The organism is Pseudomonas sp. C5pp (genome assembly GCF_000814065.1).
Lineage (GTDB): Bacteria > Pseudomonadota > Gammaproteobacteria > Pseudomonadales > Pseudomonadaceae > Aquipseudomonas > Aquipseudomonas asiatica.
Map to the genome: position 1 here is coordinate 56,578 of NZ_JWLN01000002.1, position 18,951 is coordinate 75,528.

Consider the following 18,951-nt stretch of genomic DNA (forward strand, 5'->3'; position numbering starts at 1 on the left):
CTCTGCGCCATCGCGGTCAACCATGGGGCGCGGCTACAGCTCACGCCGCCAGAACAGTTCATGTCGGCGCACGGCCTTGCGGAAGAATTCGTTCTCGCCGTAAGGCGACGACCGCCGCCCGGCCAACCAGCGCTGCAACAAGCGGCGCAAGCGGCGTTTGAACGGTGCTGGCGGCTGCAGGTCGTGCATCATGCCCAGGGCCATGGCCTTGTCGCGCTGGGTCGCCAGGTCCAGTACCAGGCTGCAAGGAGCCCAGGCCTGGACAGCGTCCTGCTGTGGCGGCAGGGCCACGCCATCACCACTGTCGCCCATCGGCCAGCGGTCGTTGTCATGCAGGTGGTTGGCGTAGCACAGTAGGGTTTGCGGCTGCCAGGCCAGGCCTTGCAAGGCTTCCAGCACCGCTGCCTGGGCACAGATGTGGTCGGGGTGCGGGTCGAGCTGCGGGTGCGGCATCACCAGCACCTCTGGCCTGGCCATTTCCAGCAAGGCCCGCAGGTCGGCGAGCAGGTTGCGCCAGGTCGGCGCGCCATCGCCATCGGCCGGCAGCGGGAACGGGTTGAATCGGCGGAATACGCGAATGTCGGCGAGGTCGGCCTCGCGAGAAGCGGCCGGCTGGTCTGGCGCAGCCTGCATGGCAGGCAGTTGCAGGCAGAAGTAGCCCAGCTGCACGCAACGCGATTCCGCCACACCGGCCCAGCGTGGCACGGCAACACTATCCCAGGCCCTCAGGCGGCCCTTCAGGCGCGCGGCCTCGGCCTTTGCCAAGCCCATCTGCTGATAGTGCTCGGCCTCGATTTCACCGGCGGTCAGGGTCACTACCCAGGCTTCGTCGGCCTGGCTGTAAAGGCCGTAAGCGGCCAGCTCGGCATCATCGGCATGCGGCGCGATCACCATCACCCGGCGCCGTTGCAGCTCGACCGCCGGGGTTATCCACAAGCGCGGCTGGCCCGCCAGCCGACAATGCCGGCCACGCAGGCGCAACGCGCCAGCCTGCAGAGGTGCGGCGAGGCCGGTGAGGTTGAGGAAGCGCACGCCATCGACACCGCGCTCGAAGGTTTGCCGGTCGGCCTGCTCGCCAGCCACCAGCTCGACCTGCGGGTCTAGGAAGCGCCCCAGCCAGCTGCTTTTTACCCGCAGCTCGAGGACCAGGGTTTCGTTGCCCTGCAGCACGCACTCAGCCTTGAGCAAGCCGCCGCTCAGGCTGGCAGGAGCCTCCCGGGTCTGCTCGCCGAAGTCGTAGGCGTAGTCCTCGCCTGGCGCGTAGAACAGGTGGTCGGCAAACCAGGCCTCGTGGGCCGCCCACAACAGCGGCAACAGCAGCAGTGGCAACCACCACCAGCTGAACGCACCTATGGCCACCAGCGCGACCAGGCCCGCCAACAGGCCCAGGCGCTTGTTGCGCCGGTGGCGCTTGAGCAACTGCTGCTTGCGACTCACGCCTGATACACCGGTACGGGGTTGCACCAGCGGTCCTTGTACTCGCGGTCGGCACGGCCGAACGAGAACCGCAGCGGCTTGTTGCGTGCACGGGCGTCTTCCCAGGCGGCCTGGGTATTGAGGAAGCTCAGCACGCTGCCGGGGCTGAAGGCCTTGGTTTCAGGGTCGACACCGCCATTGATGTACTCGACGCTGATCCATTCCGGCGCTTCGACACGGTATACCAGCTGGATGGCAATCGGCTTGCCGTCCAGCAGCAGCACCGAGCCGATCAGCAGCTCACGCAGGCGTTCCAGCACCTCGGCCATGCGCTCGGCGCCGGTGGCAGGGAAGCCCCAGCGGCGCTGGAACAGGTCGCAGTACATGCTGGCGATTTCCTGCGCGCTGAAGTCGCTGATCGGGCGCACCACACCGCCCGCCTCTTCCAGCAGGCGTAGTTCGCGGCGCTGGTTGTAGCGGAACTTCTTCGACAGGTCTTCATGGGCGCGGGCCATGGCCAGCTGTTCCTTCTGCGCCTTGAGGCCGCTGAAGCGGCCCAGGTTCAGTTCGGACAGGTAGCGCGCGGCATGGCGCAACGGTGCAGCGGCATCGGCCGCCGCCGGCAGGATGATCTCGGCGTTGCCCAGGTCGAACAGGGCCTTTTTGCCGGCACGCTTGAGCACGTCCTTGGACAGCGCAAGGTGGCGCCCCCAGGTGGGGATGGCGGCCTTCAGCTCGCCGGCCTGGTGCCAGCCCAGGTAACGCACAGGGATCTGCGCCAGGTCCGCCAGCTGCTCGACCACCTGGGGATGGGTGGCGACACTGCCACCAAACCGGGCCCATGCCTCGGCATAGGCCTTGCCGTCGATAACTTGCCAACCGCGTTCGCGGAAGGCCTGGATACGGTTGAGCATCAGGCCTGCCCCACCAACGCGCGGACTTGCGGCAGCTGCCAGAATGCTTCGCGCACCGCCTGGTCGGAAAAGCGTTCACGCAGGCGCTGCAGCATGTGCTCGGCACAAGCCTGGCGTTGCTGCCCATCGAGCACAGCCATGTGTTTCAGGCCCTGGGCCAATTGCCCCGCATCGCCCAGAGGGAACAGCACGCCAACACCCTCCACCACTTCGCGGGCACCACCACAGGCCGTGGCCAGTACCGGCACACCGGCGACCATGGCTTCGAGCAGGACCATGCCGAACGGCTCATGGTCGGAGCTCAGTGCGAATACGTCGAATGCCTGGAAGTAACGGCGCGCATCCGGCACCTGGCCAAGGAAGTCCACTTGCCCGGCAATGCCCAGCTCGGCGGCCAGTGCCTTGAGCCTGGCTTCCAGGCGGCCCTTGCCCAGGATTGCCAGGCGGGCGCCAGCCGGCAGCCCCGGTAGCGCTTCGGCAAAGCCACGCAGCAGTGTGGCCTGGTCCTTGTCCGGGTGCAGACGCCCGACGTTACCGACAATCCACGCCTGTGCATCCAGGCCCAAGGCCTGACGGGCCTCGGCGCGTGGAACCAGGGCTGCTTGCAGGGCGTCGATGTCGATGCGGTTATACAAGGTCTGGATACGATCTGCCGGCCACTGCGGCAGACAGCGGCGCATGTCGTCACGCACTGCGTCCGACACGCCCAGCAAGCTCAGACGCTTGCTGAACAGGTTGGCGAAGATGCGTCGCCCCTTGCGCTCGTAGTCACCGAAAGCATGGTGCACGCCGATCACCGGCAAGCCGGTGCCCAGCAACGCCACGTAGATCGGTTTGAAGCGATGGGCAATGCAAAAGGCAAAATTGCGCTCGGCCACGATCCGCCGCAATGCACGGATGGCGCCGAGTTTCAGGCCGCGCACGGCTTTGGAGCTGAACTCCAGGAACAGCACCTCGTCCGAGGCGCAGCCGTTCGCTACCAGCGGGTCGGCGGCGCCGGTGAGGAACACCGTGGTGACCTGGTAGCCACGCCCCTGGAACAGGCTGGCGTACTGACGGGCGCAGTCCAGGAACGGCCCGTCATAGCCATGGCAGAACTGCAGGATGCGCGGTTCAGAGCGGCTGGTCATACGGGGCCGCGCCGTCCTTCACAACCAGGATGTCTTCCATGATCAGGTACTGCAGGTCTGAGCCGAAGAACATGTTCAGGGCATCGGTCGGCGAGCAGATCATCGGTTCACCACGGCGGTTCAGCGAGGTGTTCAGCGACACGCCGTTGCCGGTCAGGTCTTCCAGCGCCTTCATCATGTCGTAGTAGCGCGGGTTGTACTCGCGCTTGAGCACCTGGGCACGCGAAGTGCCGTCTTCGTGGACCACTTCCGGTACGCGGGTCTTCCACTCTTCAGCCACTTCGAAGGTGAAGGTCATGAACGGCGCCGGGTGGTCGACCTTGATCATCTGCGGGGCGACGGTGTCGAGCATCGACGGGCAGAAAGGTCTCCAGCGTTCGCGGAACTTGATCTGCTCGTTGATGCGGTCGGCTACGCCCGGCACGCTCGGGCAACCAATGATCGAACGGCCGCCCAGGGCACGGGGACCGAATTCCATGCGGCCCTGGAACCAGGCCACCGGGTTGCCGTCGACCATGATTTTGGCGATGCGCTGCGGCATGTCGTCGAGCTTGCGCCACTTCGGCGCGTTCGGGTGACGGGCACAGGCAGCGATCACGTCTTCGTTGGAGTACGAAGGGCCGAGGTAGACGTGTTCCATCTTCTCGACCGGTACGCCACGGGCGTGGGAAACGTAGGCGGCAGCACCCACGGCGGTACCGGCGTCACCGGAAGCCGGCTGAACGAACAGCTCTTTCAGGTCTGGGCGGGCAATGATCTTCTGGTTGAGTTTGACGTTTAGCGCGCAACCGCCGGCAAAGGCCAGCTTGCCGGTTTCACGCAGCACGTCGCCCAGGTAGTGGTCGATCATCTGCAGAGCGATCTTTTCGAACAGCGCCTGCATGCTGGCCGCGTAATGGATGTACGGCTCGTCGGCGATGTCGCCTTCGCGCTTGGGGCCCAGCCACTCGATCAGCTTCGGCGAGAAGTAGAAGCCCTTGCCCTTCTCTTTATAGCGACGCAGGCCAATGACGTTGGCGTATTCGGTGTTGATCACCAGTTCGCCGTTTTCGAAGCTGGCCAGGCGCGAGAAGTCGTACTTGCTGGCGTCGCCATACGGCGCCATGCCCATGACCTTGAACTCGCCATCGAGCATCTCGAAGCCGAGGAACTCGGTGATTGCGCCGTACAGGCCGCCCAGCGAGTCCGGGTCGAAGAATTCCTTGATCTTGTGGATCTTGCCGTTTTCGCCGTAGCCAAAGAAGGTGGTGGCGTATTCGCCCTTACCGTCGATGCCGAGGATTGCGGTTTTTTCCTTGAACCCCGAGCAGTGGTAGGCACTGGAGGCATGGGCCAGGTGGTGCTCAACCGGCTCGATCTTGACCTTTTTCGGGTCGAAGCCCAGTTGCTCCAGGCACCAGACGATCTTCTTGCGGTAGCGCTTGTAGCGACGGTTGCCCATAAGAATTGCGTCGAGGGCGCGATCCGGGGCGTACCAGTAGCGCTTGGCATAGTGCCAGCGCGCCTTGCCGAACAGGCTGATCGGGGCGAACGGGATGGCTACCACGTCGACGTCGGATGGCTTGATGCCAGCCTGTTCCAGGCAGAACTTCGCCGACTCGTAGGGCATGCGGTTCTTCGCATGCTTGTCACGCACGAAGCGCTCTTCTTCGGCGGCGGCAATCAGTTTGCCGTCAATGTACAAGGCCGCGGAAGGGTCATGGCTAAGGGCGCCGGACAGGCCAAGAATCGTCAATGCCAAGGGATTAGCCTCTTCATTCGGTAGAAATGCGCCAGCGGCCTCTTGGGCGGGTGGCGGCTAAAGGGCGGGATTATAACGCAAACATGTGCGCAACGCGGCAACCTGTACTGGCCTCATCGCCGGCAAGCCAGCTCCCACGGGTACACCGCCGACTTTGAGGCCCGCGCTGTACCTGTGGGAGCTGGCTTGCCGGCGATGGGGCCGGTACAGGCAAGCAATATTATTCAGCGATCAGCCAGTCCATGCGGAAGCTGCCGGCGGTTTGTGCCAGCTCTTTGGCCAGCCATGGCAGCAGCTCCTTGAGCTCTTCTTCCAACCCCCACGGCGGGTTGGCGATGGCCAGACCGGAGCCGTTGAGCCCCTGCGGGCTGTCCTGGTGGTGCACATACAACTCGACCCGCAGCAGTTTCGGTGCGCCGGTGCTGGTCAGATCTTGGTAGAAGCGGGTCAGCGAACGCTGGTCCTTGATCGGATACCAGATGGCCGCGACGGTCTGGCGCATGCGACTGATCGCCTCTTTCATGGCGGTAGTGCAGCGCTTGAGCTCGTCAGCCTGTTCGAACGGCGGGTCGATCAGCATGATCGCGCGCTTTTCCTGCACGGGCAGCAAGGCCCGCGGCACATGCCAGCCTTCGCCCAGGTGCACGACCACGCGCGGGTCTTTCTTCATGTTCTCTTTGAGCAGCGGCCCGTCCTCGGGATGCTTCTCGTTGAGCAGGGCGCGGTCCTGCTGGCGCATCAGGCGGCGAGCCAGCTCGGGCGAACCGGGGTAGTAGCGCAGCTCGCCATCGGCATTCAGACGCTTGATGATTCGCAAATAGTCGTCGGCCATGGCCGGCAGGTCATCGCGATTCCACAGGCGAGCGACACCTTCCAGGTACTCGCCGGTGCGGGTTGCCTGGTCGCCCTGCAGGTCGTAAAGGCCGAGCCCTGCATGGGTATCGATATAGGCGAACGGCTGCTCCTTGCGCGACATCAGGGCGATGAGGCGGGTCAGCACGATATGTTTGAGGACGTCGGCGTGGTTGCCGGCGTGGAAGGCGTGACGATAGTTCATGGCAACTCCTGCGGGGGTGGCAAGTTTACCTTGCCTTGCAGGCGGAGTCAGGCCTGGCTGCTGATCGGCGGTGACCTCTTCGCGGCTAAACCCGCCCCCACAGGCACCTCACAGAATTTGAGTTCTGTGCAATCCTTGTAGGAGCGGGTTCACCCGCGAAGCAGGCGCCGCCGACTCAACGGGTATTACTTGTCAGCGTGATACGCCGCATCAGCAGCCTCGAAGCGCTTGACCATTGCCTGCGACGGGCTGCCCAGCTTGCTCACCACGACGATGGCGATACTGGCGAACAGGAAGCCCGGGATGATTTCGTACAGCCCGAGGGTGTCGAAGTTCTTCCACAGGATCACGGTCAGTGCGCCCACCACGATACCGGCCAGTGCGCCGTTACGGGTCATGCCTTTCCACAGTACCGAAATCAGCACCACCGGACCAAAGGCAGCACCGAAGCCGGCCCACGCATAAGCTACCAGGCCCAGCACGCGGTTTTCCGGATTGGCGGCCATGGCGATGGCGATCAGGGCGACGGCCAGCACCATCAGGCGGCCGACCCACACCAGTTCGACCTGCGAAGCGTTCTTGCGCAGGAACGCCTTGTAGAAGTCTTCGGTCAGGGCGCTGGAGCACACCAGCAGCTGGCAGCTCAGGGTACTCATCACCGCCGCCAGGATGGCCGACAACAGCACACCGGCGACCCATGGGTTGAACAGGATCTTGGCCAGCTCGATGAATACACGCTCGTGGTTCTCGGTGACCGGGCCTGCCAGCTCAGGATGTGCCGAGAAGTAGGCGATGCCGAAGAAGCCTACGGCGCAGGTACCGGCCAGGCACAGGATCATCCAGGTCATGGAGATGCGGCGGGCTTTGGCGATCGACTTCACCGAGTCGGCAGCCATGAACCGCGCCAGGATGTGCGGCTGGCCGAAGTAGCCCAACCCCCAGCCCATCAGCGAGATGATGCCGATGAAGGTGGCGCCCTTGAACATGTCGAAGTGGGCCGGGTTGACCGCATCGATGGCAGCGAAGGTGGTATCGAAGCCGCCAGTGGAGATCAGCACGATCACCGGAGTGAGGATCAGCGCAAAGATCATCAACGAAGCCTGCACGGTATCGGTCCAGCTCACCGCCAGGAAACCACCGATGAAGGTGTAGGCAATGGTCGCTGCGGCACCGGCCCACAGGGCGGTTTCGTACGGCATGCCGAAGGTGCTTTCGAACAGACGGGCACCGGCAACGATGCCGGAGGCGCAGTAGATGGTGAAGAACACCAGGATCACGATGGCCGAGATGATCCGCAGCAGGCCGCTGTTGTCTTCGAAGCGGCTGGAGAAGTAGTCCGGCAGGGTCAGTGCATCGCCGTTGTGCTCGGTCTGCACGCGCAGACGGCCAGCGACGAACAACCAGTTCAGGTAGGCGCCGACGGTCAGGCCGATGGCAATCCAGGCCTCGGACAAACCGGAGAAGTAAATGGCGCCCGGCAGGCCCATCAGCAGCCAGCCGCTCATGTCGGAAGCGCCGGCGGAAAGCGCGGTGACCACGCTACCCAGGCTGCGACCGCCAAGGATGTAGTCGGAAAGGTTATTGGTGGAGCGATAGGCGGCGAAGCCGATCAGCACCATTGCGGCGATATAGACCACGAAAGTGATCGTTAGTGGATTGCCCATGCGTGTGCCCTGGCGTTTGTTTTTATGTCATGCACAACCGCGGCAATGGCGGTTGCACCCAGGCGGCGAATCGTATGCAACAACGCAAAGCGGGTGCAACCATTTTTCCTTTGCAAGTTGCACCTCCCCGTACATTTTCCGACAAATCTGATTTTTTGCTCCCTTTTGGAGCAAAAAACCCGCTTTTCAGAATAAAACACACCAAAAGCCACCCTTTTCAGGACATGGAAATGGCTGTCGGACGAGTTGCACCTTTCCCATGAAAAATTCGGGTTGCACCTGGTTGCACCCGAATTGTCCTACAGCTACTCTTGGCGTCAGCTTAGGCCACAACCGTGGCAATAACGAGGATAAGAAATGGCGACGACCACCCTTGGGGTCAAACTCGATGACCCGACCCGTGAGCGACTCAAGGCAGCTGCGCAGTCGATTGACCGCACCCCGCACTGGTTGATCAAGCAAGCGATCTTCAACTACCTGGAGAAGCTCGAGGGTGGTGCCACCCTGACCGAACTCAACGGCCATGCCAGCAACCTGGCCGAGGACGCCGGTGAGGTCCAACCCGACCACAGCCATCAGTGCTTCCTCGAGTTCGCCGAGAGCATCCTGCCGCAGTCGGTATTGCGCTCGGCGATCACCGCCGCCTACCGCCGCCCCGAACAGGAAGTGGTACCGATGCTGCTGGAGCAGGCGCGCCTGAGCGCCCCGCTGGCCGAAGCGACCAACAAGATGGCCGCCGGCATCGCCGAAAAACTGCGTAACCAGAAGAGCGCTGGCGGTCGTGCCGGCATCGTTCAGGGCCTGCTGCAGGAATTCTCGCTGTCGTCCCAGGAAGGCGTGGCACTGATGTGCCTGGCCGAAGCCCTGCTGCGCATCCCCGACAAGGGCACCCGTGACGCGCTGATCCGCGACAAGATCAGCACCGGCAACTGGCAGCCGCACCTGGGCAACAGCCCGTCGCTGTTCGTCAACGCCGCCACCTGGGGCCTGCTGCTGACCGGCAAACTGGTGTCTACCCACAACGAATCCGGCCTCACCTCCTCGCTCACCCGCATTATTGGCAAGAGCGGCGAGCCGATGATCCGCAAGGGCGTCGATATGGCCATGCGCCTGATGGGCGAGCAGTTCGTCACTGGCGAAACCATCGCCGAAGCCCTGGCCAATGCCAGCCGCTTCGAGTCCAAGGGCTTCCGCTATTCCTACGACATGCTCGGCGAAGCCGCACTGACCGAGCACGACGCACAGAAGTACCTGGCGTCCTACGAGCAGGCCATCCACTCGATCGGCAAGGCCTCCCATGGCCGTGGCATCTATGAAGGCCCGGGCATCTCGATCAAGCTGTCGGCGCTGCACCCGCGCTACAGCCGCGCCCAGTACGAGCGCGTGATGGAAGAGCTGTACCCGCGCCTGCTGTCGCTGACCCTGCTGGCCAAGCAGTACGACATCGGCCTGAACATCGACGCCGAAGAAGCCGACCGCCTGGAACTGTCGCTCGACCTGCTCGAGCGCCTGTGCTTCGAGCCTTCGCTGGCCGGCTGGAACGGTATCGGCTTCGTTATCCAGGCCTACCAGAAGCGCTGCCCGTATGTGATCGACTATGTCATCGACCTGGCCAAGCGCAGCCGCCACCGCCTGATGATCCGCCTGGTGAAAGGCGCCTACTGGGACAGCGAAATCAAGCGCGCCCAGGTCGAAGGCCTGGAAGGCTACCCGGTCTACACCCGCAAGGTGTACACCGACGTGTCCTACGTCGCCTGCGCCCGCAAGCTGCTGGCCGTGCCAGAAGCCATCTACCCGCAGTTCGCCACCCACAACGCCCACACCCTGTCGGCCATCTACCACATTGCCGGTCAGAACTACTACCCGGGCCAGTACGAGTTCCAGTGCCTGCACGGCATGGGCGAGCCACTGTACGAGCAGGTGGTCGGCAAGATTTCCGAAGGCAAGCTGAACCGTCCGTGCCGCGTCTATGCACCGGTCGGCACCCACGAAACGCTGCTGGCCTACCTGGTGCGTCGCCTGCTGGAAAACGGCGCCAACACCTCGTTCGTCAACCGCATCGCCGACCACTCGATCTCCATCCAGGAACTGGTCGCCGACCCAGTCGCCAGCATCGAGCGCATGGGCACCCAGGAAGGCAGCATCGGCCTGCCGCACCCACGCATCCCGCTGCCGCGTGAGCTGTATGGCAGCGAGCGGGCCAACTCGGCCGGCATCGACATGGCCAACGAACACCGCCTGGCATCGCTGTCCTGCGCCATGCTGGCCACCGCCCACAACGACTGGAAAGCCACGCCACTGCTGGCCTGTGCTGCCAGCGAAGGCACCGCCGCACCGGTCCTGAACCCGGCGGACCACCGCGACGTGGTCGGCCATGTTCAGGAAGCCACTGTCGCCGACGTCGACAACGCCATCCAGTGCGCACTCAATGCTGCACCGATCTGGCAGGCCACCCCGCCGGCCGAGCGCGCCGCCATTCTGGAGCGCACCGCCGACCTGATGGAGGCCGAAATCCAGCCGCTGATGGGCCTGCTCATCCGCGAAGCCGGCAAGACCTTCGCCAACGCCATCGCCGAAGTGCGTGAAGCCGTGGACTTCCTGCGCTACTACGCGGTGCAGGCACGCAACGACTTCAGCAACGACGCCCACCGCCCGCTGGGCCCGGTGGTGTGCATCAGCCCGTGGAACTTCCCGCTGGCGATCTTCACCGGCCAGGTAGCCGCAGCGCTCGCCGCCGGCAACCCCGTACTGGCCAAGCCGGCCGAGCAAACCCCACTTATCGCTGCCCAGGCCGTGCGCCTGCTGCTGGAAGCCGGCATTCCTGAAGGCGTGCTGCAGCTGCTGCCTGGCCGCGGTGAAACCGTCGGTGCCGGCCTGGTGGGTGACGAGCGCGTCAAGGGCGTGATGTTCACCGGTTCCACTGAAGTGGCCCGCCTGCTGCAGCGCAACGTCGCCGGCCGCCTGGACAACCAGGGCCGCCCGATCCCGCTGATCGCCGAAACCGGCGGCCAGAACGCGATGATCGTCGACTCCTCGGCACTGACCGAGCAGGTGGTGATCGATGTGGTGTCCTCGGCCTTCGACAGCGCCGGCCAGCGTTGCTCGGCACTGCGCGTGCTGTGCCTGCAGGAAGACTCCGCCGACCGCGTGATCGAAATGCTCAAGGGCGCAATGGCAGAAAGCCGCCTGGGCTGCCCGGACCGCCTGGCCGTGGACATTGGCCCGGTGATCGACGCCGAAGCCAAAGCCGGCATCGAGAAGCACATCCAGGGCATGCGCGAGAAAGGTCGCTCGGTCTACCAGGTAGCTATTGCCGATGCTGCCGAGCTCAAGCGCGGCACCTTCGTCATGCCGACCCTGATCGAACTGGAAAGCTTTGACGAGCTCAAGCGTGAAATCTTCGGCCCGGTGCTGCACGTGGTGCGCTACAACCGTCGCAACCTGGACCAGCTGATCGAGCAGATCAACAACTCCGGCTACGGCCTGACCCTCGGCGTGCACACCCGCATCGACGAAACCATCGCCAAGGTGGTGGAAACCGCCAACGCCGGCAACATGTACGTCAACCGCAACATCGTCGGTGCAGTGGTGGGTGTGCAGCCGTTCGGTGGTGAAGGCCTGTCCGGCACCGGCCCGAAAGCCGGCGGCCCGCTGTACCTGTACCGCCTGCTGTCGACCCGCCCGGCCGACGCGATTGGCCGCCACTTCCAGCAGCAGGACGGCGAAGGCAAGCCTGACCGCGCCCTGCACGAACAGCTGATCAAGCCACTGCATGGCCTGAAGGCCTGGGCCGAGAGCAACCAGCTGGCCGACCTGGCCGCGCTGTGCAGCCAGTTCGCCAGCCAGTCGCAGAGCGGCATCGCCCGCCTGTTGCCAGGCCCGACCGGCGAGCGCAACAGCTACACCATCCTGCCGCGTGAGCACGTGCTGTGCCTGGCCGACAACGAAGCCGACCTGCTGGCGCAGTTCGCCGCAGTGCTGGCCGTTGGCAGCTCGGCGGTATGGGCGGACGGCGAGCCGGGCAAAGCCCTGCGTGCCCGCCTGCCGCGAGAGCTGCAGGCCAAGGTCAAGCTGGTGGCGGACTGGAACAAGGATGAAGTGGCGTTCGACGCCGTGATCCACCATGGCGACTCGGACCAGCTGCGCGGCGTGTGCCAGCAGGTGGCCAAGCGTGCCGGGGCGATCGTGGGTGTGCACGGGCTGTCCAGCGGCGACCACCAGATTGCGCTGGAGCGCCTGGTGATCGAGCGGGCAGTGAGTGTGAACACTGCTGCTGCCGGTGGTAATGCCAGCCTGATGACCATTGGCTGAGGTTGAGGGTTGTTAACGAAAAAAGGAGAGCTTCGGCTCTCCTTTTTTTATGGGGGCTGGGGTTGGGCTGACAGGTGTTCATTCAATCGGAAGCCAAACCCTCACTGCTTCATCCCCAACTCAGCATCATCCATCAGTGCCTTGGCCATCGCACTCAGGTAATGGGCAGCCCAGATCATCATCGGCTTCTCATCCATCAGCCCGGTAATGGTCAATTCGCGGACATAACCCATCAACTCCGACGACTGCTCACGGGCGTCCCTGCACGGGATGCCAGGCTCGATGCGGCTTGGGTGTCTTCTGTTGTCATTGTTCAACCCCCTGATAATTCTCGAGTGCCTGGCCGGGCCTATTCGCGGGCGCGCCCGCTCCCACAGGATCACCACAGGCTTCATGACTTGCACCGTACCTGTGGGAGCGGGCATGCCCGCGAAAGGGCCGGCTCAGGCGACACATCATTAAGCCTCAGTGCGAAGTTCGCGACCTAGATTAGGATCTTCGAGTGAATCTGCGTTCAGGGGTGGATCAGGAACTATCACCACCTGCTGTCAAACAAGAGGGTGGCAGCTGTGCATGGGTTGACTGACCGGTAGAAAAATCCAAAAAACCCGGCGCACACCGTTACCCGCGCTTTCGCCAGAGCCACAATAGGCACCAGCCTTTCCCAGCCTCCGAAGTCAGCATCAGCCCAATCCACACCGAGTTACTGATACTGGAAGCCAGCATCGGCAACAACAGGATTATGGATATCGACGGAACGATAAAAAAGATGCGAAAGGGGATCTGCACCATCGCCAAGTAGACAGCCAACCGGCAACGCATAAGAAACAACCCGCAGGTCGCTATCAACGAAAGCTGCAGAATCAGGCCTAGCCAGACGATTAGCTCTAGCCCTCCTCCCCAGATCTGCATGTTGCTCAATGCGTCCTTGAAATCCGTCCAGAAAGGTATGGCACCTCGCTCCGTACTGCGGAAAACATAAAGGCAGATGTAGAACGCGTCCATGCCTCCCCAAAACAGGAAAGCGATCGCATGCCAGCTCAAGTTCGAGTTCTTCAATATGCTCCCTCTTCGAACCGCGCAGGAATACCGAGCTTCGCAGGGGCGGCCTTTCGCCGCGAAAGGGCCGCAAAGCGGCCCCGGCAAATTCTGCTGCGACGCTGCTCAAGCCATGGACGAAAGTGTGATCAAAGCAAACAGCTGCGCTGCTGTAATTACGGCAGCCAGCAGCATCCACAACCAATTGGCCAGCGTGAAACGGCTGTTGGCCACTCCTGCCTCATCCCCCGCGCTGAAATTGGCGCCTTTCTGCATGGGCACCAGAATGACCAACCAAGCTGCTTGAATGACTACACCCGCAAAATACGCCGCCCACAACTGATCATCCAGAATCACACTGGCAGCCACCCAGGCAGCACACATACCGTAGTAGCCCAGCGTGAGCCCCAGAATGGACCAAGGGTAGGTTCTGCCTGACTCGCGAATATGATCATTCACCCTTCTCAATAACGGGTAGATGAAGAACACTGCAAAAGCGCTTCGCCAGAATGGGCTGACCTTTTCTCCTGTCCTCACTCCATACAGCTTCCAGCTCTGATAAAAGCAATACAGCCAGTAAAAACCAAGGGTGAAGAAGGTCATTACGCCAAACTTCAGGGGCGAGACTACGAAGAAGGGAAGTTGCTTGCCCTCGAAATCAGTCAAGTCGTTCTTGTGGACATCACTCATCAGAAAAGCCTCATTGCGAACACCAAAGCACACATTCAAGGCCAAATGGCATTCGATCCGCAGTAGTCCAGTTCCACTCTGACTTGTGGGAAACGTCTCTACATTTTCCTGCGCCTGCTCCGGCCCTTTCGCGGGTAAACCCGCTCCTACAGGTGCAGCGTTGATGGCTGGGGCTGCGCAGTACTTGTGGGAGCGGGTTTACCCGCGAAAGGGCCCGAACAGGCAAAACAACAACTGCCCCCACCCCGCGTGATCTGTTCGACCAACCACCAGGCATCCCGGAGTTCTCAACCCATATCACCCAAACCTATTAACCTGTCCCCCACCCCACCACCCTCCTACACTCGCAGCATCCCGCCTCAGGACCGCGACCATGCCCGAGACCCTGCTCAGCCCCCGCAACCTCGCCTTCGAACTCTACGAAGTCCTCGACGCCGAGGCCCTGACCCAGCGCCCACGCTTCGCCGAGCACAGCCGCGAAACCTTCGATGCGGCGCTTTCAACTGCCCGCACCATCGCCGAAAAGTTCTTCGCCCCGCACAACCGCAAGGCCGACGAAAACGAGCCGCGCTACGTGGACGGCCGAGCCGAACTGATCCCTGAAGTGAAACCCGCCGTCGACGCCTTTCTCGAAGCCGGCTTCCTCAACGCCAACCGCGACTTCGAAGTCGGCGGCATGCAGCTGCCGAGCCTGGTTTCGCAGGCCTGCTTCGCCCACTTCCAGGCGGCCAACGCTGGCACCACGGCCTACCCGTTCCTGACCATGGGCGCGGCCAACCTGATCGAGAGCTTCGGTAGCGATGAACAGAAGCGCCTGTTCCTGCAGCCGATGATCGAAGGCCGCTACTTCGGCACCATGGCCCTGACCGAACCCCATGCGGGCTCTTCACTGGCCGATATCCGTACCCGCGCCGAACCTGCCGGTGACGGCAGCTATCGGTTAAAGGGCAACAAGATTTTCATCTCCGGCGGAGATCACGAGCTGTCGGAGAACATCGTGCACATGGTTCTGGCCAAGCTTCCGGATGCTCCGCCCGGCGTGAAGGGCATCTCGCTGTTCATCGTACCCAAGTACCTGGTCAACGAAGATGGCAGCCGTGGCCCGCGCAACGATGTGCTGCTGGCAGGGCTGTTCCACAAGATGGGCTGGCGCGGTACTACCTCCACCGCGCTGAACTTCGGCGACAACGGCCAGTGCGTCGGCTACCTGGTCGGCCAGCCGCACCAGGGCCTGGCCTGCATGTTCCAGATGATGAACGAGGCACGCATCGGTGTCGGCATGGGCGCAGTGATGCTCGGTTACGCCGGCTACCTGTATTCGCTGGAATACGCCCGTCAGCGCCCGCAGGGTCGGTTGCCGGACAACAAAGACCCGCACAGCCCGGCGGTGCCGATCATCGAGCACAGCGATGTGAAACGCATGCTGCTGGCACAGAAGGCCTACGTGGAGGGCGCCTTCGACCTGGGCCTGTATGCCGCGCGCCTGTTCGACGACACCCAGACTGCCAGCGACGGCAGCGCCCGCAAGCAGGCGCAGGAGCTGCTCGACCTGCTGACCCCGATCGTCAAATCCTGGCCCTCGACGTTCTGCCTGAAGGCCAATGAACTGGCGATCCAGATCCTCGGCGGCCACGGCTACACCCGCGAGTACCCGGTTGAACAGTACTACCGCGACAACCGCCTGAACCCGATCCATGAAGGCACCGAGGGCATCCAGTCGCTCGACCTGCTGGGCCGCAAGCTGGCGCAGAACAATGGCGCCGGCCTCAAGCAGTTGATCCGGTCGATCGCTGCCACCGGCGAGCGCGCCAGCCACCATGCGAACCTCGACCCACTGCGCCAGCCGCTGGAGCAACTGGTCAAACGCCTGCAAGGTGTGACGCTGGCGTTGATGGGTGACCTGGCCGAGGGCAAAGTCGCCGGCGCCCTGGCCAACTCGGCCCTCTACCTCAAGGCCTTCGGCCACTGCGTGATTGGCTGGCGCTGGCTGGAACAGGCGATCCATGCCGAACTCGGCCTGCTCAAGGGCAAACCCGCCGACCGGGACTTCTACCTCGGCAAGCTGCAGGCCGCGCGTTATTTCCTGACCTGGGAGGTACCTGGCTGCCATAATGAGCTGGCATTGCTCGAGGCGCGCGACGACACTTGCCTCGCCATGCAGGACGAGTGGTTCTAAGGGGGAGCCACCGTGTACACGGAGGCTTCCACATGTTCGATACCAGCGCCCTGCTGCGCCAGCGCTTTGCCGCGCTGCGCAGTACGGCCGAGCTGTTTTCCCTGCGCCATGTGAAACAGTCGCACCAGGCGCTGTCGGTTCGCCGCAACGTCGCGGAACCACCCTTCTTCAGCCAGGACGAGGGCGCCATGCTCACCGTGCGGGTGAATGGCGTGGAAGCCTATGCCGCCACCGCCGACCTGTCCCAGGCTGGCCTGCAGCGCGCGCTGGAGCAGGCCGAGGCGCTGGTCCGGCAGATCGCCCGGTACAACCTGCTGGACCTGCGCGAGCAACCGGTGACCAGCGCACGCCACGACCACATTTCGCCCAACTTCGACCAACCCGTGCCCAACCTTGCCGACTGCCTTGGCCTGCTCGCTGCCGAATCGGCCAGCGTGCCCAAGGACAGCCGCCTGGTGGACTGGCAGGCCAGCCTGGGCCTGAGCCTGGTCGAGCAGACCTACCTGAACTCGGCCGGCGCCGAGCTGCGCCACGCCCAGCGCTTCCTGTTCCCGGGCCTGGGCGTGACCGCCAGCGATGGCCAGGACAGCCAGAGCCGCAGCCTGGGCCGCGACAACTTTGGCCAACAGGGCGGCTTCGAGGTCATCGAGCGCTGCGGCCTGGTCGGCGCTGCCCGCCGGGTGGCCGACGAGGCGCTGCAGCTGCTGCAGGCACCGAATACCCCCAGCGGCCCGCGCGACCTGCTGTTGATGCCGGACCAGATGATGCTGCAGATTCACGAATCCATCGGCCACCCGCTGGAGATGGACCGCATTCTCGGCGACGAACGCAACTACGCAGGCACCAGCTTCGTCAAAGCCGATGACTTCGGCCACCTGCAGTACGGCTCCACGCTGCTCAACGTGACCTTCGACCCGACCATCGGCGAAGAGCTGGCCAGCTACAGCTTCGATGATGACGGCACCCCGGCCAGCAAGCAGTTCCTGATCCGCGATGGCCTGCTGCTGCGGCCGCTGGGTGGTGCGCTGTCGCAGTTCCGCTCCGGCCTCGACGGCGTGGCCAACAGCCGCGCCTGCGGCTGGAACCGTGCGCCGATCGACCGCATGGCCAACCTCAACATCGAGCCGGGCGACCAGAGCCTGGATCAGCTGGTGAAGGGCATCGAGCACGGCATCCTGATGCGCACCAACCGTTCCTGGTCCATTGATGATGCTCGCAACAAGTTCCAGTTCGGCTGTGAATGGGGCCAACTGATCGAAAACGGTGAGCTCAAGGGCATCGTCAAGAACCCCAACTACCGTGGCATCTCCGCGCAGTTCTGGCGCAACCTGGCGGCGGTCGGCGACAGCAGTACCTTCCAGGTGCTGGGCACGCCCAACTGCGGCAAGGGCGAACCCAACCAGGTGGTACGGGTGGGGCATGCCTCGCCGGCCTGCGTGTTCCGCCAGATCGACGTATTCGGAGGAGACGCCTGATGAAACACGCTTTCGAAACCCTGGTCGGGGATGTGCGCAAAGCCCTGCAGACGGGCGAACAGTTCACCCTCGGCTACAGCGCCGAACAGTCGCAATTCGTGCGTTTCAACCATGCCAAGGTGCGCCAGGCCGGCACCGTGAACCAGGCCGGCGCGCAACTGCGGTTGATCCGCGATGGCCGCCAGGCAGAGCAACAGGTGACCTTGAGTGGTGACACGCAACTGGATAGCCAGCGCCTGTTCACGGCCCTGGAGCAACTGCGCCAGACCTTGCCATTGCTGGCGGTCGATCCGTACTTGCGCCTGGACGAAAGCGCCTGGCACAGCCACAGCCAGCAGGAGCAGCCGCTGCCCGAACTGAGCGATGTGCTGACCTTGCTCGAGCGTGAAGCCGGCGACCTGGACCTTGTCGGCATCTACGCCGCCGGCCCCATCTGCCGGGGCTTCGCCAGCTCGTTCGGGGCCGTCGGCTGGCATCAGGCCAACAGCTTCAACTTCGACTGGAGCCTGTTCCACGAAAACGGCGAGGCGGTGAAGGCCAATTATGCCGGGCAAGTGTGGAGCGCCGACGACTTCACCGCACGCCTGCGCCAGGCGCGGGAACAGCTGGGTTTCCTTGGCCGCCCTGCCGTCACGCTGAAGCCTGGCAGCTACCGCGCCTACCTGGCCCCGGCGGCCATGGACGAAATAGCCGGCATGCTGTGCTGGGGCGGTTTTTCCGCACAGGCCCTGGCCACTGGCAACAGTGCCCTGCAGCGCCTGTACAACGGCGATGCGCGGCTGAGCCCGCTGGTGAGTTTCACCGAGCAGGTCAGCGGTTCGCTGAGCCCTGCGTTTTCCGATGAAGGCTCGCCGCGCCTGGATGTGCCGTTGATCCAGCAAGGCGAGGCCCGGCAGCGATTGATCAGTGCGCGCAGTGCGGCCGAGTTCGAGCTGCTGGCCAATGGCGCCGATAGTTACGAGTCGCCGTGTGCGCTGAGCCTGGCAGCAGGTAGCCTGCCGAGCGAGCAGATTCTGGAGCGGCTCGGTACCGGGCTGTACATCAGCAACCTGTGGTACCTGAACTATTCCGACCTGCCGGCGGCACGCATGACCGGGCTGACCCGCTTCGCCACCTTCTGGGTGGAGAACGGGCAGATCCAGGGCCCGGTGAGCACCATGCGCTTCGATGACAGCCTGTACAGCTTGCTCGGCAGCCAGCTGGAGGACCTGACAAGCGAGCGCGAGATGATCCTGTCGACCAGCACCTATGGACAGCGCAGTACCGGGTCGAGTCATTTGCCGGGGGCACTGGTCAAAGGCCTGACCCTGACATTGTGACTGGACTTACCGGCCCTTTC

General features: G+C 63.5%; 14 protein-coding genes. 5 read left to right on the forward strand and 9 right to left on the reverse strand.

Annotated elements, in window-relative coordinates:
* Positions 1-33 precede the first annotated feature (33 nt).
* The 6 genes from RR51_RS01850 to putP all read right to left on the reverse strand — a co-directional run bounded on the left by RR51_RS01850 (position 34) and on the right by putP (position 7,922).
* The gene (locus RR51_RS01850) at positions 34-1,437 is read right to left on the reverse strand and encodes a PIG-L family deacetylase (RefSeq protein WP_039612458.1); all 1,404 of its coding nucleotides are present in this window, start codon (positions 1,435-1,437) and stop codon (positions 34-36) included.
* On the reverse strand, positions 1,434-2,330 hold the full coding sequence (locus RR51_RS01855; protein WP_039612459.1) for an antimicrobial resistance protein Mig-14: 897 nt from the start codon (positions 2,328-2,330) through the stop codon (positions 1,434-1,436). Before RR51_RS01855 ends, RR51_RS01850 begins: the two co-directional genes overlap by 4 nt.
* Positions 2,330-3,460: a glycosyltransferase gene (locus RR51_RS01860; protein WP_039612460.1), complete on the reverse strand. Its 1,131-nt coding sequence runs from the start codon at positions 3,458-3,460 to the stop codon at positions 2,330-2,332. The genes RR51_RS01855 and RR51_RS01860 overlap by 1 nt, the downstream gene beginning before the upstream one ends.
* The gene (locus RR51_RS01865) at positions 3,444-5,201 is read right to left on the reverse strand and encodes a carbamoyltransferase family protein (protein ID WP_013974482.1); all 1,758 of its coding nucleotides are present in this window, start codon (positions 5,199-5,201) and stop codon (positions 3,444-3,446) included. The genes RR51_RS01860 and RR51_RS01865 overlap by 17 nt, the downstream gene beginning before the upstream one ends.
* 220 nt (positions 5,202-5,421) lie before the next feature.
* A complete protein-coding gene (locus tag RR51_RS01870) occupies positions 5,422-6,258 on the reverse strand; it encodes a 23S rRNA (adenine(2030)-N(6))-methyltransferase RlmJ (protein ID WP_025340863.1) in 837 nt (278 codons plus the stop codon).
* Positions 6,259-6,443: 185 nt separating this feature from the next.
* Positions 6,444-7,922 (reverse strand): sodium/proline symporter PutP, encoded by a 1,479-nt coding sequence (gene putP / locus RR51_RS01875; RefSeq protein WP_039612461.1) that lies wholly within the window; start codon positions 7,920-7,922, stop codon positions 6,444-6,446.
* 74 nt (positions 7,923-7,996) lie between these two features.
* Between putP and RR51_RS29950 the strand changes: the two genes are divergently transcribed.
* Both RR51_RS29950 and putA read left to right on the forward strand, forming a co-directional pair.
* On the forward strand, positions 7,997-8,185 hold the full coding sequence (locus RR51_RS29950; protein WP_152619849.1) for a hypothetical protein: 189 nt from the start codon (positions 7,997-7,999) through the stop codon (positions 8,183-8,185).
* 94 nt (positions 8,186-8,279) lie between these two features.
* Positions 8,280-12,233, forward strand: coding sequence for a trifunctional transcriptional regulator/proline dehydrogenase/L-glutamate gamma-semialdehyde dehydrogenase (gene putA, locus RR51_RS01880; protein WP_039612462.1), 3,954 nt, complete (start codon positions 8,280-8,282; stop codon positions 12,231-12,233).
* A gap of 101 nt (positions 12,234-12,334) precedes the next feature.
* On the opposite strand, the gene RR51_RS01885 is transcribed toward putA, so the two are convergent.
* The 3 genes from RR51_RS01885 to RR51_RS01895 form a co-directional block, all read right to left on the reverse strand.
* The gene (locus tag RR51_RS01885; RefSeq protein ID WP_152619850.1) at positions 12,335-12,550 is read right to left on the reverse strand and encodes a DUF3077 domain-containing protein; all 216 of its coding nucleotides are present in this window, start codon (positions 12,548-12,550) and stop codon (positions 12,335-12,337) included.
* A 304-nt stretch (positions 12,551-12,854) separates the two neighbouring features.
* On the reverse strand, positions 12,855-13,292 hold the full coding sequence (locus RR51_RS01890) for a hypothetical protein (RefSeq protein WP_039612463.1): 438 nt from the start codon (positions 13,290-13,292) through the stop codon (positions 12,855-12,857).
* A 105-nt stretch (positions 13,293-13,397) separates the two neighbouring features.
* The gene (locus tag RR51_RS01895) at positions 13,398-13,961 is read right to left on the reverse strand and encodes a hypothetical protein (RefSeq protein ID WP_039612464.1); all 564 of its coding nucleotides are present in this window, start codon (positions 13,959-13,961) and stop codon (positions 13,398-13,400) included.
* A gap of 373 nt (positions 13,962-14,334) precedes the next feature.
* On the opposite strand from RR51_RS01895, the gene RR51_RS01900 reads away from it, so the two are divergent.
* The 3 genes from RR51_RS01900 to RR51_RS01910 are packed head-to-tail and all read left to right on the forward strand — an operon-like array spanning position 14,335 to position 18,931.
* The gene (locus RR51_RS01900) at positions 14,335-16,137 is read left to right on the forward strand and encodes an acyl-CoA dehydrogenase (protein ID WP_039612465.1); all 1,803 of its coding nucleotides are present in this window, start codon (positions 14,335-14,337) and stop codon (positions 16,135-16,137) included.
* 32 nt (positions 16,138-16,169) lie between these two features.
* Positions 16,170-17,612: a TldD/PmbA family protein gene (locus RR51_RS01905; protein ID WP_039612466.1), complete on the forward strand. Its 1,443-nt coding sequence runs from the start codon at positions 16,170-16,172 to the stop codon at positions 17,610-17,612.
* Entirely contained in the window at positions 17,612-18,931 is a 1,320-nt protein-coding gene (locus RR51_RS01910; RefSeq protein WP_039612467.1) for a TldD/PmbA family protein, read from the forward strand. The genes RR51_RS01905 and RR51_RS01910 overlap by 1 nt, the downstream gene beginning before the upstream one ends.
* Positions 18,932-18,951: the final 20 nt, after the last annotated feature.